Origin of the sequence: Streptomyces sp. 4N124 (genome assembly GCF_052245395.1) — a bacterium.
In the GTDB taxonomy this organism is placed as follows: domain Bacteria; phylum Actinomycetota; class Actinomycetes; order Streptomycetales; family Streptomycetaceae; genus Streptomyces.
Genome location: NZ_JBQQBS010000022.1, coordinates 44291 through 58515, shown reverse-complemented (window position 1 = coordinate 58515; position 14225 = coordinate 44291). Strand labels below are relative to the sequence as shown.

19 protein-coding genes and 4 pseudogenes are annotated in these 14225 nt (G+C 67.5%); 7 read left to right on the top strand and 16 right to left on the bottom strand.

All coding sequences use genetic code 11. The annotated features are described in order from the left end of the window. Window positions 1-30: 30 nt before the first annotated feature. Window positions 31-369, bottom strand: coding sequence for a GNAT family N-acetyltransferase (locus tag ACTWQO_RS22785; protein WP_443239184.1), 339 nt, complete (start codon window positions 367-369; stop codon window positions 31-33). A 23-nt stretch (window positions 370-392) separates the two neighbouring features. After that, window positions 393-1382, bottom strand: a complete 990-nt coding sequence (locus ACTWQO_RS22780; RefSeq protein WP_443239183.1) for a pirin family protein — start codon at window positions 1380-1382, stop codon at window positions 393-395. Window positions 1383-1500: 118 nt separating this feature from the next. Between ACTWQO_RS22780 and ACTWQO_RS22775 the strand changes: the two genes are divergently transcribed. Then, the gene (locus tag ACTWQO_RS22775) at window positions 1501-1989 is read left to right on the top strand and encodes a carboxymuconolactone decarboxylase family protein (protein ID WP_443239182.1); all 489 of its coding nucleotides are present in this window, start codon (window positions 1501-1503) and stop codon (window positions 1987-1989) included. Window positions 1990-2372: 383 nt separating this feature from the next. Here the strand turns inward: ACTWQO_RS22775 and ACTWQO_RS22770 are convergent. Continuing rightward, window positions 2373-3174, bottom strand: a pseudogene (locus tag ACTWQO_RS22770) (IS701 family transposase); the annotation flags it as partial. Between the two features lie 109 nt (window positions 3175-3283). Between ACTWQO_RS22770 and ACTWQO_RS22765 the strand changes: the two are divergent. Further along, entirely contained in the window at window positions 3284-3682 is a 399-nt protein-coding gene (locus tag ACTWQO_RS22765; protein WP_443239181.1) for a type II toxin-antitoxin system PemK/MazF family toxin, read from the top strand. A 248-nt stretch (window positions 3683-3930) separates the two neighbouring features. On the opposite strand, the gene ACTWQO_RS22760 is transcribed toward ACTWQO_RS22765, so the two are convergent. Continuing rightward, on the bottom strand, window positions 3931-4536 hold the full coding sequence (locus ACTWQO_RS22760; protein WP_443239255.1) for a lytic polysaccharide monooxygenase auxiliary activity family 9 protein: 606 nt from the start codon (window positions 4534-4536) through the stop codon (window positions 3931-3933). A gap of 360 nt (window positions 4537-4896) precedes the next feature. Beyond that, window positions 4897-5121: an IS3 family transposase gene (locus tag ACTWQO_RS22755; RefSeq protein ID WP_443239180.1), complete on the bottom strand. Its 225-nt coding sequence runs from the start codon at window positions 5119-5121 to the stop codon at window positions 4897-4899. Between the two features lie 167 nt (window positions 5122-5288). On the opposite strand from ACTWQO_RS22755, the pseudogene ACTWQO_RS22750 reads away from it, so the two are divergent. After that, window positions 5289-5453, top strand: a pseudogene (locus tag ACTWQO_RS22750) (IS5 family transposase); the annotation flags it as partial. A 250-nt stretch (window positions 5454-5703) separates the two neighbouring features. Here ACTWQO_RS22750 and ACTWQO_RS22745 read toward each other — a convergent pair. Then, the gene (locus tag ACTWQO_RS22745) at window positions 5704-5907 is read right to left on the bottom strand and encodes a hypothetical protein (RefSeq protein ID WP_443239179.1); all 204 of its coding nucleotides are present in this window, start codon (window positions 5905-5907) and stop codon (window positions 5704-5706) included. After that, window positions 5898-6128, bottom strand: coding sequence for a hypothetical protein (locus ACTWQO_RS22740; RefSeq protein ID WP_443239178.1), 231 nt, complete (start codon window positions 6126-6128; stop codon window positions 5898-5900). Before ACTWQO_RS22740 ends, ACTWQO_RS22745 begins: the two co-directional genes overlap by 10 nt. 44 nt (window positions 6129-6172) lie before the next feature. Here ACTWQO_RS22740 and ACTWQO_RS22735 point away from each other — a divergent pair, with 44 nt between their 5' ends. Next, a complete protein-coding gene (locus ACTWQO_RS22735; RefSeq protein WP_443239177.1) occupies window positions 6173-6349 on the top strand; it encodes a hypothetical protein in 177 nt (58 codons plus the stop codon). Between the two features lie 468 nt (window positions 6350-6817). Here ACTWQO_RS22735 and ACTWQO_RS22730 read toward each other — a convergent pair whose 3' ends face one another. From ACTWQO_RS22730 to ACTWQO_RS22715, 4 genes are all read right to left on the bottom strand, one after another. Then, complete coding sequence (locus tag ACTWQO_RS22730; protein WP_443239176.1) at window positions 6818-7474, bottom strand: hypothetical protein; 657 nt, start codon at window positions 7472-7474, stop codon at window positions 6818-6820. 94 nt (window positions 7475-7568) lie between these two features. Then, window positions 7569-8354, bottom strand: coding sequence for an SDR family NAD(P)-dependent oxidoreductase (locus tag ACTWQO_RS22725; protein WP_443239175.1), 786 nt, complete (start codon window positions 8352-8354; stop codon window positions 7569-7571). 160 nt (window positions 8355-8514) lie between these two features. Beyond that, the gene (locus ACTWQO_RS22720; RefSeq protein WP_443239174.1) at window positions 8515-9273 is read right to left on the bottom strand and encodes an SDR family NAD(P)-dependent oxidoreductase; all 759 of its coding nucleotides are present in this window, start codon (window positions 9271-9273) and stop codon (window positions 8515-8517) included. Window positions 9274-9349: 76 nt separating this feature from the next. Further along, window positions 9350-9616: an Atu4866 domain-containing protein gene (locus ACTWQO_RS22715; protein WP_443239173.1), complete on the bottom strand. Its 267-nt coding sequence runs from the start codon at window positions 9614-9616 to the stop codon at window positions 9350-9352. Window positions 9617-9757: 141 nt separating this feature from the next. Between ACTWQO_RS22715 and ACTWQO_RS22710 the strand changes: the two genes are divergently transcribed. Together ACTWQO_RS22710 and ACTWQO_RS22705 are read left to right on the top strand one after the other, a co-directional pair. Then, window positions 9758-10606, top strand: coding sequence for a helix-turn-helix domain-containing protein (locus ACTWQO_RS22710; protein ID WP_443239172.1), 849 nt, complete (start codon window positions 9758-9760; stop codon window positions 10604-10606). A gap of 146 nt (window positions 10607-10752) precedes the next feature. Then, window positions 10753-11112 (top strand): NADPH-dependent FMN reductase, encoded by a 360-nt coding sequence (locus tag ACTWQO_RS22705; RefSeq protein ID WP_443239171.1) that lies wholly within the window; start codon window positions 10753-10755, stop codon window positions 11110-11112. Window positions 11113-11238: 126 nt separating this feature from the next. Here the strand turns inward: ACTWQO_RS22705 and ACTWQO_RS22700 are convergent. The 4 genes and pseudogenes from ACTWQO_RS22700 to ACTWQO_RS22685 all read right to left on the bottom strand — a co-directional run. Then, window positions 11239-11448: pseudogene (locus ACTWQO_RS22700) on the bottom strand (DUF5996 family protein); the annotation flags it as partial. A gap of 176 nt (window positions 11449-11624) precedes the next feature. Then, window positions 11625-11684, bottom strand: a pseudogene (locus ACTWQO_RS22695) (hypothetical protein); the annotation flags it as partial. A gap of 23 nt (window positions 11685-11707) precedes the next feature. Next, on the bottom strand, window positions 11708-12118 hold the full coding sequence (locus ACTWQO_RS22690; protein ID WP_443239170.1) for a (4Fe-4S)-binding protein: 411 nt from the start codon (window positions 12116-12118) through the stop codon (window positions 11708-11710). Between the two features lie 31 nt (window positions 12119-12149). Then, window positions 12150-12458, bottom strand: coding sequence for a GNAT family N-acetyltransferase (locus ACTWQO_RS22685; RefSeq protein ID WP_443239169.1), 309 nt, complete (start codon window positions 12456-12458; stop codon window positions 12150-12152). 242 nt (window positions 12459-12700) lie between these two features. Here ACTWQO_RS22685 and ACTWQO_RS22680 point away from each other — a divergent pair, with 242 nt between their 5' ends. Next, window positions 12701-13168, top strand: a complete 468-nt coding sequence (locus ACTWQO_RS22680) for a MarR family winged helix-turn-helix transcriptional regulator (protein WP_443239168.1) — start codon at window positions 12701-12703, stop codon at window positions 13166-13168. A gap of 367 nt (window positions 13169-13535) precedes the next feature. On the opposite strand, the gene ACTWQO_RS22675 is transcribed toward ACTWQO_RS22680, so the two are convergent. After that, on the bottom strand, window positions 13536-13853 hold the full coding sequence (locus ACTWQO_RS22675) for a nuclear transport factor 2 family protein (protein WP_443239167.1): 318 nt from the start codon (window positions 13851-13853) through the stop codon (window positions 13536-13538). Window positions 13854-14225 lie beyond the last annotated feature (372 nt).

The window sequence follows — 14225 nt, the reverse complement described above, 5'->3', positions numbered from 1 at the left end:
ATGGGATCCGGGTGCTCACCCAGCAGAACTTCAGCCAAGCTGCGCCTTCAGCCACCGCAGGACATCAGGTGTGACCGGGTCGGTGATGTCCGCGAACTCGTCGTGCCGCTTGAGGAACTTGGCGACGTAGGGGCAGACCGGGACGATCCGCATTCCGGATGCGCGCACGTCGGCGAGTGCCTGCTGGACCAGCTGTGAGGCCAGCCCCTGGCCGGCGAATGCCTCGTCGATCTCCGTGTGGAAGAAGACACGCTGCACGCCCCGGTCACGGTAGGCGGTCAGACCGGCACGTCGGCCGTCGACCAGGATCTCGTACCGGTGATCGGCGTCTGCACGCTCGACGACCGTGGTGGTGGAGGACTCGCTCATGGTGTGCCTTTCGCAAGAGGGGGTCAGCGGGTCGGTGGGTTGCGGCGCGGTGTGATGACGGCGTTCGGCAGGGCCGGTGCGGGAAGGCGGCCGCTGGGAGAGTCCTCGATGACGCCGAAGCGTTCGGAGGAGGCTTCCCAGTCCTCGCGGGCCTTCACGATGTCCTCGTGGCTGCGACCGATGAAGTTCCACCACATGACGATCTCCTCCCCGAAGGGAGGTCCTCCCAGGAGGATGGCCCGCGCCGGGTCGTCGGTCTCGTTCACCATCGTCAGGGTGTCCGCGCCGCGAGGGACGTAGCCGAGTTCGGCAGGCCTCAGCACCGTGTCGATCAGGCGGATGGCCCCGCTGTCCACGAGGAGGCCGTGCTCGAAAGCCGTGTCCACGGCGAGAGAGAGCGCCGCGCGGGGTTCGATGACGATCTCGGCGCCGAGCAGCGGCGTGAACGCCCTGACCGGGGAGGTCCGGCCGGCGAGCGTGCCCAGGAAGACCCGGAGGCGGGCTCCGTCGGTCTGCGCGAGTTCGGGCACGTAGTGCTGGAAGTCCCGGGCGGCGTTGCGGTGTTCCTCGGGCAGCGCGACCCACAACTGGACGCCGTGGATGACCCTGGTGTTCGGCGTGGAGATTTCCGAGTGGGCGATGCCGTATCCGCCGGTCATGAGGTTCATCTCGCCGGGCCGGACCAGGGAGTGGGTGCCCAGGGTGTCGCGATGCTCGATCTCTCCGCTGAACAGCCAGGTCACCGTCTGCAGTCCGGTGTGCGGATGCGGGGGCATGTTCATGCCGCCCGACTCGGCGACCTGGTGCGGGCCGTAGTGGTCGGCGAAGCACCAGGCGCCGATGAGGGTGCGAGCCCGCTGGGGCAGCGTCCGCCGCACGCGCATCGCACGTGGACCGCCGAGGGGTACGTCACGCGCCGTCAGGACATCGACCCGGGGGGTTCCGGCCGACCGGTCGCCTTCGCCGAGCGCACCGCGGCGTAGAGCCTCGGCATTGCCTTCCGGGTTGCTCACCGGGAGCACCTCCTCAGTCTGGTTGTCACATCAACTATGATGCCACGAAGGCAGGCCGAAGGCGACAGCACCCGCACGGACGCGGGCCACTGCGAGCGTGGCCCGAAGGAGACCCGACGTGAGCAACCAGACCCACAGCGCCCCACCCCGCAGGATCTTCATCGACAAACAGAGCCCCAAGGCCTTCCATGCCCTGGTGCAGGTCTCGGAGGCGGTCCGGGCCACAGCCTCCGAGGCCGGGCTCGACCGCATCACCGTGGAACTGATCAACATCCGCGTATCGCAACTCAATGGCTGCGCCTACTGCCTCGACGTGCACACCAGGGCGGCCCTGCGCATCGGTGAATCACCGCAGAGACTCGGAACCCTGAGCGCATGGCGGGACACCGACCTGTTCACTCCCTCGGAGCGCGCCGCCCTGGCGCTGGCCGAGGCCACAACCGATCCGGCGAACGCCACGATCCAGGCATCCGCCTACGAGGACGCCCGACAGGCTCTCACCGCAGACCAGATCTCAGCCGCGATCTGGGTGGCGGTCACCATCAACGCGTTCAATCGCGTGTCGATCATGAGCAAGCACCCCGTACCGCCGCGTCACGAGAAGTAGCGGCGGTCGGCATGACCCGGCATCCGCTGAAGACAGCGCGTCAGGAGACGTCTCGTGCAGTGCAGTTCTCCGAGTACGGCACCACGGAACAACTACGCGTTGTCGACGCGACGCCCGCTGCCTTGAGGGAAATCCGTGATCAGAATCGGCATCATCCTCGGCAGTACCCGCCCCAAGCGCAACGGCGAGCAGGTCGCCAACCGGGTCTACGACAAGGCATCCCAGCGCGACGACGCCGAGCCACATCCGGCGTACTCAAGAACGCCATCGACTTCCTCTACACCGAGTGGCACAAAGAGGGCGTTTCCTCCCGATGTTTCATCCTGAGATGCGTCTTTGATGAACTATCAGAGCCCTCGCCATGTTGATGTGGATTCCTTGGTGAAGCGGTGGCCCTTGGCTCCGGCCCCTGCGGAGAGCTTCTGCCAGGCCCGCTTGGGCACCTTTTGGCCAGGGCGTCCGCGCGGAACTTCCCGGCGCCGGTGGTGACTTCGTGCGAGCAGGCCAGCGCGAGGACGTAGCCGGTATCGCGTTCCTCCAGCGCGGTTCGCCGCGTCGGGTTGCCGCCGTAAACCTCGTCACCGGCGACCCAGGCGGCCCGGTGCCCGGCGTCCAGGAACCGGGCGACCATGCGGCGGCCAGCGCCGGCTTGGTCGCGAACCCTGTCTCCTCGCCGAGCCCGGCGGCGCGGCAGCGGTCGGGGTCGGAGGTCCAGGAGCGCGGAATGTACAGTTCCCGGTCCACCGCGGCGTGCCCGCGCCGGCCTGCGTAGACCAGGTAGACGGCGACCTGGGCATTTTCGATCCTGCCCGCGGTGCCGGTGTACTGGCGCTGGACGCCGACCGTGCCGGTGCCCTTCTTCACGTCCCCGGTCTCGTCGACCACCAGAACCGCCTGGTCGGCGTGCAGGTGCTCCACCACGCAGCCGCGTACGTCGTCGCGGGCCTGGTCGGCGTCCGACTTGGCCCGCCCGAGCAGGTGCTGCATGCCGTCCGGGGTGGCCTCCCCGGCCCACTCGGCGATGGTCCAGCAGTTCTTACGCGGCAGGTCCGACAGCAACCCGAGCACCAACCGTCCGGCCGTGCGCCGGGGTTCGACTCGTGTGAACCGGCCTGCGATCCGGCTTATCAGGCCCTCGAACGCCTCCTGCCAGCGGGCAGGGGCTACGCTGTGACCTGCGGCCACCGAATGATCGTTTGCCTTCACACACCGATGATCAACGGCGGCCTCACCCGTCTCCACAGCGCGTCAGGGTCGTGCAGTGTTCGTCTGCCGTCCTGTGTCAGGAGGACATGTGCAATGTGGCGAAGTCTGGTGGGTCGAGTTCGACGAGCGGCGGCTGGTCGTACTGCTGTCGGCAGACGACGCGTCCGGGATCCGGGCGATGCAGGTCGTCGCGCCGGCGGGCGTCGACATCAGCGGTCTGGGCGTCGAAGTGCAAGTGGGCGCCATGGAAGGACTGCCCTTTGAAGGCGTGCTTCGGTTCGCATTCCCGCGTCCAGGCTTCACCCCCTGCACGTGGCTGACCACCATGTCCCGGGACGACCTGATCGAGCGGGCAGCCGTCCTGTCCTCCGCGAAGCTCAGCGAGATCGAGGATGCCCTCCGCCTCGACGGACAGGCGAAAGAATGGACCCCGGCGACAACCGCGAAGCTCAGCGAGATAAAGGACGCCCTACGTACGTCTCGGTGAACTCGAGTAGGCGGACCACGCCCCCCGATGGCGTGGTCGATCTCGTCCAGATGATCGACACTGGCCACCTGTCTCCGCGGCGCTCTCACCATCGAGATCACGAACTACGGCTGGAGCACTAGGAGCGCAGTAAGGCCCCGTCGGGGCAGGGTGACCAAGTGGGCCCCCTGGCCCGACGGAGCTCGGTCACCGGACGGCGGGTTACCGGCGCCCGGCAGCGGTCGGTGCCGTGTGCGGCGCTCCCCGGCTCAGCCGAAGTTCACGTCGCTGCACCACATGTAGGCCTGGTCGAGGTGCGAGGCCTGCCAAATCACGAACAGGATGTGGTGTCCGGTGTAGCCGGAGGTCTGGACGGGGAACGTGATGTTCTGCGCCGGGGCGAAGCGGCCGGTTTGCGTGATGAAGTCGAGGTTGCTCCAGCCCAGGGTCTGGGTCTTGGGGTCGAAGCCCTGCTTGCTCACGTAGACCTTGAAGTAGTCGGCACCGTGGGACGCCTGGTCGTACAGGTGGACCGAGAAGTTGTTGCCGACGGTGGTGGTCTTCCACTGCCCGGGCTTGTCCAGGCTGGCGTTCCTCGAGAGGTTGTTGCTGCAGAGCGTCCCGTCGGGGGTCCGCGCCTGGAACTGGCCACCGAGGCCGTCGCGGAGCGCGCTCATCCAGTTCCACATAGTGTCGGGGTTGGCCTGGAAGGCCTGCCAACACATGGGGTCTTCGGTCTGCATGGCCGGGTTCGTGTGGTTGCTGCCCCACGTCTTCCAGCACTGGTACGCGCGGGAGGCGGGGTCGACGACGGTGCCGTGAGCCTGGGCGGGGGCCGACCAGGTGAGTGCGCCGGCAACCACGGCGAACAGCATGACGAGCGCCTGGAGAGGCCGACGGAGGGACGACCGCGAACGCCCGGCTAACGGACTCTGTTTGCGCATGTGGGGGGACTCCTTCCAGTTGCAAGGCTGTCATGGGAGCGCTCCCAACGGTAGGTATTCTGAGTGAGATGTCAATGAAACAAACGGAGTTGATTACAGGGGTGGGCGGCGAGCAGGGAATCTGCCGTGAGCCGGGAGTCAGTAGCGTTCCCGGGACCGGAAAGCGAGGGGGCGCCCTGGACTGGCGTGCGGGGCGATGCCAGGGAGGGCGTTCGCAGCATGGCAACGGGACCTGGTTCTGGCGTGAGGGCTGTCCAGTTTGAGGTTCCCCCGGCGTGCGGAAGGTGCTGATCAGCTGGTCAGGGCGGGGTGACGGGGTTTCAGGTTCGTTCGTTCGGCCGTTGCCGGGTCGGCGTAGTGCTTCTCCTCGAATTCGATCGGGCTGAGGTAGCCGAGCCGCTTCTGGACGCGCCGGGAGTTGTAGAAGCCGTCGATGTACTCGAACAGTGCGAGATTCGCCTCGGCCCGGTGGTGAAGACGTGGCCACGGATGCACTCTGTCTTGACGATCATCCACGGGTTCTCCGCGAGGGCCTTGTCGTAACTGCCCCCGACCGAACCCGTGAATGCTGCAACTCCCGCTCGCAGTAGTCGAGTTGTCCGCTTCGCGGATGTGTATTGGCAGCCGTGGTCCGCGTGGTGGATCAGTTTGCCCGGTTCGACTTCCCGGCCTGCGAGCGCGTACTCGTCCTGACCGCGGGACAGGCTGCTGACCACCCGAAGTTCGTCCCCGTTCTGCAGAAGGTGCGGGTCCGTCTGCCGGTCGGCCGTCCCCGGATCCGGCCCGGCGCTGTCGCTGCGGACAAGGTCTACTCATGCCGCGCCAATCGCTCTTATCTGCGCAATCGAATGCTGTTTCCCGTGTGCACCGCCCGCGCCGTGACGATCGACTACGCGCGACCCGACGGCCAGCCACTGACGGACGCCGACTTCGAGCAGATGCAGCAGCTGCCCGGGGGTTCACGAGTGTGGCTGACCCGTCACAGCTGCCCCTCTCGGAGCTCGTTTCCCGTCTGGGAGAAGATCGTTCCCCGTGGTGTTGAGGATCCGGTGGCAGTGATCGGGTAGGGCGCCGTTGCCTCAACGGACGATCAAGGGCTCAGCGGACGACCAGGGGCCGGAACGCCTCCCGTACGTCGGACTTGGACTCCTCGACGTAGTCGTCCGGATCCGGACCCGAGTCGTCGCTGTCGTAGCCGTACTCGTAGTACGAGACGGACGGAGGGCAACTGGAGCCGTCGATCTGGATTTTGCGGTTGGTGACGAGCTTGCCGGTGCGCAGTTCGTAGACCTTCACCGGCATCGCGATTTGTGGAAGGTCACGTTGGTGACGGAGCCGGAGCCGTACTCGTACGGGCAGGTCCGGACGGCGGAGCCGAAGGTGCCGTCGCCGACGCAGACCACCAGGACGGCGTCCTCGACGCCGTCGGCGCGCCAGGAAGCGGGAAGTTGGCCGGCGTACTCGTCGTCGCCGGGAAACAGCGCGCGGTTGACGCCCTTGCCGACGCGCCCGGAAGGCCCCATACCGTGCGGGCGTTTACCAAGCATCGAAAGAACTGGGCGGCGGCGTGGCGCAGGTGCAGAAGACCGTCAGCAAGGCCCAGCAGCTCATCTCCCGCGAGTTCCTCACCCGCATCTACGACGACGGCACCCCGACCGGCGTCGAGCTGTCCACCACCCGGCCCCGGCAGATAGTGGTGATCGGGAGCCTGCTTGAGTTCACCGATGGCGGCGCGGCGCCGTGAACCCGGAGAAGATCAACTCCTTCGAGCTGTACCGGACATCGATCCAGGACGTCGAGATCATCACGTTCGACGAGCTATACCAGCGGGCGTGCTTCATCGTCGAAGATCGCTGAGTCTCCCATCCGCCGGTCTGGGTTCCTATGGGCGTGTCCAGTAGACGGCTGCTGCTACCCGCGCATGCCGAGTGCGTCGCGTTCCGCGCGCCGCTCGGGCTGAGCTTGTCGGTGCGGTGCAATTGTCGACGAACAGCCCCAGTTTTGCTGTGGTCTGCGACCCGTCCGGCTCGGTGAGCTGGACGACAGCCTTAGCTTGAGTCTTAACCTCTGTGCGGGCGTTGCTCGGCATGCCGGGAGTGAAACTGGCCGGTCGGCCGTCTCACGGCCGACCGCCCAGTGAGCGGCAGCGGGTTCGGGAACACCGGGAAAGCGAAGGCCCGTCCTGCTGGTGTTGCGTAACCTCTCGGGCGGCTCAGCAGCAGAGCGAGTCGGGCTCGGGCCGCCTTCGTTGCCCCTCGGGGGTGAAGGTGAAGGCTTTGTCAAAGGGCGCGTCTCCGAAGCGGACAGCGAGCAGAACAGGTTCCTCAAGCTTGGGCCATGTGGACTCGGAGGCCGGGGTGCTGCCATTCCAGAGATGGAAGAACACCATGGGATCGTCAGGATCCTCGCCCAGGTAGCCGAGCGTCTTGCTGTACAGCGTGCTGGTCCCTCCGAACAGGATGGACGGGGGGCCGAACTCGGAGATGACATCTGCCCACGAGCGGTCCTCCTGCGCCCACGGGCGCACCCGGGCCCGCAAAGCGTGATACTCGTCAGCGGACAGAACGTGATCGGGCCTGAGCCAGCCGCGGCGACGCGCGAACTCGGCGTAGACCGAGGCGACGCAATTCTGGTCGTTGCCTCCCGGCATCAACTCCTGGAACAGGCCTGCCACACCCGTGCTGGTCCAGGCCCCTCGACTCGACCAGGCGAGCTGCTCTTCAGCCAATGCCTCGGGCCGGCATTCCACGAACAGCAGATGATCCATCAGCATCCGCAGGGCCGCGTCACCCTGCGAGAACATGCCGGGACGGCGCAGGGCAGAGTTCAACTGGCCGACGAGATAGGCGTGTATCTCATCGACACCCACAAGTGATCTAGTGGAGGACACACTCAGAGTGTGCCCTACACCCTCGCACCGGGTGCCGCAGCAGGCAGAGGCGCGAGCGCCTGGCCCACTTGGGCTAGACCGCGGTGAACCCGCCGTCAGCGGCAACCACGGCGCCTGTGATGAAGCTTGAGCGTGGTGAGGCGAGGAAGCACAGGACCTCGGCGATCTCCTCGGGCTGTGCCACTCGGCCCAGGGGTTGCGCGTCGGCGAAGGACGCCAGGTACGCCCGGCTGTCGGAACGGATCGTGTCGAGGAAATCGGTCTCGATGACGCCTGCGGCAACGATGTTGGCGCGGATGCCCAGTGGCCCGCCCTCGACGGCGAGCACCTTGGTCAGCTGGGCCAGTGCGCCCTTCGACGCGCTGTAGGCGGCGCCTTCGGGCAGGGCGACGGTGCAGGTGTAGGAGCCGGTGCTGACGATGGATCCGCCGCCGCGGGCCTTCATGGCCCGGAAGGCTTCGCGGGTGCAGAAGAAGGAGCCGCGGGCGTTGACGGCCATCACGGCGTCCCAGTCCTCGGCGGTGGTTTCGGTGACGGGCTTGTTCAGGGTGCGTCCGGCGTTGTTCACCAGGATGTCGAGTCCGCCGAAGGTGTCCACGGCGCACTGCACCGCGCGGGCGGCGGTGTCTTCCTGCGTGATGTCGCCACTCATCGCGAGGACGCCGGGAAACTCGTCCGGCAGAGTCTTGATGTCGGGGCGTAGGTCGACGGCGACGACGCGGGCGCCGCGGGCGCTGAGGAGCGCCACCGTCTCCTTGCCCACGCCGCGCGCGGCCCCGGTGACGAGGGCGACCTTTCCGGCGAACTCGGCGGCTTCGGCGGCTTCGGCGGCTTCGGCAGACGGAGTTGCAGGCGTCATGGTGCGTTCCCTGGAGAAGGTGCGTGCAGGCGCCGGTGTGGGGCGCCCTGAATTGCTGTGCGGTGGCGCGGCGACCGGGCCAGGTGGGCGAAGCCGTTGACGCGCTCACGGGGGCGCAGCCTTCACGGCAAGCCGCCTGGACGTCGCACGGTCCGGCTGCTCAGTGCGCGGTGAGCCCGCCGTCGACCACCAACTCCGAGCCGGTGACGAACGAGGAGTCGTCGCAGGCGAGGAAGAGGATCGCGGGTGCGATCTCGTCGGCGCGGCCGGCTCGGCGCATGGGCGTGCGTTGGATGTCCGGCTGCTGGTCACCCTGGTCGTCCAGGAGTTCCTGAATCATCGGCGTGGCGACCACCCCGGGATGCACCGAGTTGATCCGCACTCCCTGCCGGGCGTACTCGACCGCGGCGGTCTTGCTCAACAGGCGCACCGCGCCCTTGGACGCTTGGTAGGCCGCGGCCGCGCCGCTTCCCACCAGGCCGAGCACCGACGACGTATTGATCACCGACGCGTTGCCGCTCGCCCGCAGGAGCGGCATCGCCGTCTTCATGCCGAGCCATGTGCCCTTCTGGTTCACGTCGATGACACGGTCCCAAGCCTCCTCCCGCGTTTCCTCGATGCCCGGCCAGTCCAGGATGCCGGCGAGGTTCACGAGCACGTCCAGCGTTCCGAACCGGTGGCGTACGACGTTGATCACTTGGTCCCACTCCCGCGCGGAGGAGACGTCGAGGCGGGCAGCGACGACCTCCGCGCCGCGTGCCTCGATCCGGTCGGCCAGACCCCGCAGGGGATCTTCGGCGACATCGGTGATCACTATCCGGGCGCCTTCGCGGGCGAAGAGTTCGGCGGTCGCTGTGCCGAGGCCCCCGGCCGCGCCAGTGATCAGTGCGACCTTGCCGTCGAGTCGTTGTCCTGTCATGAAATGGTCCTTGATTCTCGTGATGCTGACTGCTGTGTCGGGACTCTTTGTTCCGTCAGCGTCGGTCACGCCCCTGTCACGGCGACTGCTGCTCCCGGTAGAGCACGAGGTGCTCGTGGTAGAGCACGCCGTCCCGGATGTCGCCCGTCGCGGTGAACCCGGTGTCGTCGATGTAGTCGAGGTGGCTGCCCGTCACCGTGTACCGGCCCGTGTACGCGCTGCGCCGCTCGCCGCGGGCCTCGTCGTAGCGGCCGTCCGGCAACAGCTCCTGGCGGATGTGACCGTCCGCGGTCACCCACATCCCGACCACGTCGACGTGGTCACCCCCAGCGGTCCCGGCCATCGCGGACTCCTCTCCTCGGTTGATGCAGGTTCTGCCCTGCTCCACCGAGTCTGGGCAGGTCAGCGGCCATCAACCAGGACGTGTGCGGCCTGGGTGCGGCACACCCAGGCAGCACACCGGGCCGCCGCCTAGCCTGAACACATGGACGACAACCACCTGGGAGACTTCCTGCGCACACGCCGCGCCGGCCTGCGCCCGGAGGACGTAGGCATGGCGAGCTACGGGGCCCGCAGAGTCGCCGGACTGCGCCGCGAGGAAGTCGCCGTCCTGGCCGGAGTGAACGCCGACTACTACACCCGCCTGGAACAAGGGCGCGAGCGCAACCCCTCACCCCAGGTACTCGAAGCGCTCAGCCGCGCGCTGCGCCTCGACGCAGATGCCCGCGCGCACCTGTACCGGCTGGCCGGGGCCACACCGAGCGACCGGCCTGCCGTCCACGCCGCCGAGCGGGTCAGTCCCGCGCTGCGCCAGTTGATGGACGGCTACCCCAACACACCGGCGTTCGTCATGAGCCGGACCCTGGACCTCCTCGCCGCCAACGCCCTGGCCGACGCCCTCTACGCGCCGTTCGAGCCGGCGGACAACCTGGCCCGCATGACCTTCCTCGACCCCGCGGGCCGCCACTTCTACTCGGACTGGAACCGGGCGGCCCAGGCCACCGTCGCCAACCTGCGCCAGGCAGCCGGCTACGACCCGGACAACCCCCGGCTGCGCGAACTCGTCCGCACCCTCACCGAGCACAGCACGGACTTCACCCGCCTCTGGAACGCCCACACCGTGCGCGGCAAGACCCAGGACGCCAAACAGTTCCTCCACCCGGACGTCGGCCCCGTCACCCTCACCTACCAGGCCTTCGACGTACGCGACGCCCCCGGCCAGCAGCTCGTCATCTACCACGCCGAACCAGGCAGCCCCAGCGCCCAGGCCCTCAATCTCCTCGGCTCCATCCACGCCACCCGGCGCCAGGCCGAATCCCGGCCCCACCGCTAGTGAGCCGACGCACATGGAGATCGGCGACAAAGGTGCCCCGGCAATCTTCACCTTGGCGCGGCTGAGGTCCTGGACAGGAGTCCGGGGCGGATGCGGATGTTGCGAGATCACGACGAACGCACGGCCGGGAAGCTGCCGGAGAGGGCATGACCCCGGCCTGCCGCTACCGCTGCTCACCGTTCCCATACTCCCCAGTCCATACAACTCCCGAGCACCAGGGTCCAACGACCCTCCACAGAAGTTCAGAAACAGGCACAAAGGCTGTCGGCTTCGTGTCGTACGGAGGTGTCGGCGGCGCCCGAGCCGTGGAACACCTGCGTCTCGTCGTCGGCGAACTTCAGATGGCCGACGTTCGCCAGCAGGTGACCCTGTCCCTGAGGACCGAGTTCGAAGACTTCAGCACCCTCAAGCCCAACGAGTACAGCGCGGAAGCCCTCAACACGCTGTTCGACCAGGTTGTCGCCTGGAGCCAGGCACTGGCGCCGCTCCGTACCGCCGCCGCCTGAGCCGTCCGGGAGTCCGGCCTGCCCCCAAGTGTCGGGTCCGGTTCCGTCGGGCCCGGCGTCACGAGCGTGGCGAAGAAGTTCCGCCCCACCGGAAGGGGTCGTCTTCCAGCGCGGAGCGGTCAGAAGGAACTGCTTGAACTCAGCGCTGAAGTAGGCGCCTTCCGGGCCGACCGGGTCATCGGCGAACCCGTCGGGTTCCGGGTAGGCATAGGCGTAGAAGGCACCTTCGTCTCCACTGCCGGGCCAGAACCCGCAGCTGGACAGTTCCCGGGAGTAGCCATCGCCGGCTCGACCTCGTTGGGGTGCGGATGGATCGGGGCGTCGATCCCGAGCCACCGCCGTCGCTGCTGCGGACTTCGAGCTGGTGGCCGACGAAGTCGAATTCGATCTCGAACGCCCCGGCGCGGTACGGGATGGTCGACGTCGTCAACACTCGGGGGCTGACGTACAAAGTCACCTGCCACCAGTGGTTGATCAGGGCCCACGATCTGGGTCCACATGTGGAGGGTGTCGCGGGTGGCGGTCCAGTCCGAGACCCGGAGGCTCGGCCAGTTCGTCGCTGGTGCGGTCATCGCTTCTCACGTCCGTGCCCGCGTCACTGACCGCAGGACCCCGCGTGGTCGCAGTACGGCTGGAGGCGGCTCTGCCCGCAGCCGCACAGCACGGCCCTGGTCTCGGCGCGAACACCGTGCGGCGTGTGCACACTCAGCTCCCCGCGCACGGTCAGCTGCCCGGTGACACTACGGGTGATCGTGGTGGGCCGGTCGGGGGCTTCCGCCCCGCCCTCCACGAGTTCGTACTGGAGTGCGCCCGAGGGGCAGCGCCGCACGACCTCCGCCAGGCGCTCGGCCGTAGCCCTGTCCGGCTGGATCCACGGCCGCTTCGTCGTGTCGAACACCTCAGGCAGGCCCTGGACGCATTCGGCGGCGTGGAGGCAGCGCCCGGCCTCGAAGGTCACCGTGATCGACTCCGTCCGGTACGCCCTCCGCTTGGATTCGTCGCTCATACCCGCCTCCGTTCCTGCCGTGCTCGACTTCTCAGTCAATGACCCTGCTGCGGGACTGATACAGCAGGTCCTGGTACTCGGGATGCCGGCCGATCCAGCCCGCGAAGAAGGGGCAGGTGGCCAGCACCCGCAGGTTCGCGGCGCGTGCCTCGTCAAGGGCGGTGCGGGCCAGCGCGGACCCGACTCCCCTGCCCTCGTACTCCGGCTCGACCTCGGTGTGCACGAACGCCACGAGTTCCGTCGTACGGATGTATTCCGCGACGCCCGCCACCTTGGACTCTCCATCGACACGAGCCTCGTAGCGCTTCGCCTCGGGCACGTCGCTCACTTCGACCGGCATGTGTCCTCCTCATGGGGTCCCGATCCCGCTCGACTCGGCGGAATCCCGTCAGCCAGGTCATCAGCCTAGCCCTATGAGGTTGATGCATCAACTTACCCATCGACGAGGGCGTCCGCAGCCCTGAGCGAGCACGGGGCGCCGGCCTCCGGGCCCGCAGGAGACACGGCTCGCGGCCTCACTCAGGGCTGCACCACCGCCACCACCAGTAGATGAGCTGTCAACGATTTCGTTAGACTGCCCTCATGGACGTACAGCCGCGCTGGCTCGACCCGGAACAGAAGGCCGCCTGGGACAACTTCATCCGAATGCAGGAGACACTCATCGGACGACTGTCGCGACGCGTCCAGGCCGACTCCGGATTGTCAGCAGCCGACTACGTCGTGCTCGTCAGCCTCACCGAACGAGCCAACGGGCGGATCCGCTTCTTGGATCTGGCCAAACTCGTGGAGTGGGAGAAGAGCCGGATGTCCCACCAGGTCACGCGGATGGCGAAACGCGGGCTCGTGGCCAGGGAGGAATGTCCCGACGACGGACGCGGAGCATTCATCGTCGCCACCCCGGCCGGCTACAAGGCGATCGAGGAGGCCGCACCCCAGCACGTCGAGCACGTCCGCCGCCTCTTCATCGACGCCCTGACCCCGAACCAGCTCACCACACTCGGCCGGATCTCCAAGCGCATCCTGGACCACATGGAGAAGCAGCCGGACTGACCAGGCGGGGGCGCGACTACCCCTCCCCCACACCAGGACGGGAAGGGCCTAGGGTCGGCCGAGCTTTCACCCGGAACCCTACGTCCACCTGGTTGACCTGTCAACCTCTAAGGGTCAGGGCACAAGTAGCCTTACGTCGGCCGCACTTGGCGGCGTCAAGGCCGACGTCGGGCGGCGCTGCCGGGTCTGCAATCCACCACCCGATGCCTCATCGATGACAGCGGTGACGCCCGTACGCCACTGCGACGTCGTCGTCCGGGTATCGCACTACGAGATCCAGCGATCAACCGTCGGGAGGACCACCCTCGACGGTCCGCACGCCGACGGCCGATCAGAGTCGGCCTGGAGCCATGACGACCGGGTCGGCTCAGCCAGGGAGGCGGGTGAACTCGTTGTGGAGATGGCTGATGAGCCCCTGAGCGTCGAGCGTGGCGTGCTCCACCCCGGAGACGGTGATGAGACTGCCGAAGTGCTTCATATCGGCGTGGGCGGCGAAGTGGGCACGGTAGAAGGCGGCGACGGCCTCACTGCCGTGCACCGGCTCCGGGCCGATCTCGACGGTCGCGTCCGCGGCGAAGAGTGCCAGCGCTTCGTCCAAAGACGCTTCGTCCAGAGCCGCTTCGTCATGGACCGCCCGGTCGGACAGCCCCATGTAACGGTCCAGCGCGGTGGAGCTCGTGGTCATGATGGTCGTCACGCTCTTCTCGTCATGTCGGGGTGGGTTCTTGAACGATCAGCCGGACGGAGCCGTGAGCACCGTCAGGTGCTCCTCGGCGCGGAAGTGTCGCGATGCCGAAGAGACCGGTCACGTTCCCCGTCACCGCCGCCATACCGGTGTCGACCGGCTCGCCGTCCGGCTCCGCAAGACAGGCCGTGCGTCCGTTGCCATCGTCAGTGACGGACCGGCGAGGGCGCGGAATGTCTCGTACGACGGCACGCCGGACCCCGACCGGCGACGTGCGGCCGCACCCACCGCGACACGATCTAGTTGACATGTAAACCACAGGGATGGCAAGGTTTACATGTCAACTAGATCGGCGGAGGTGCTGCGGTCGCG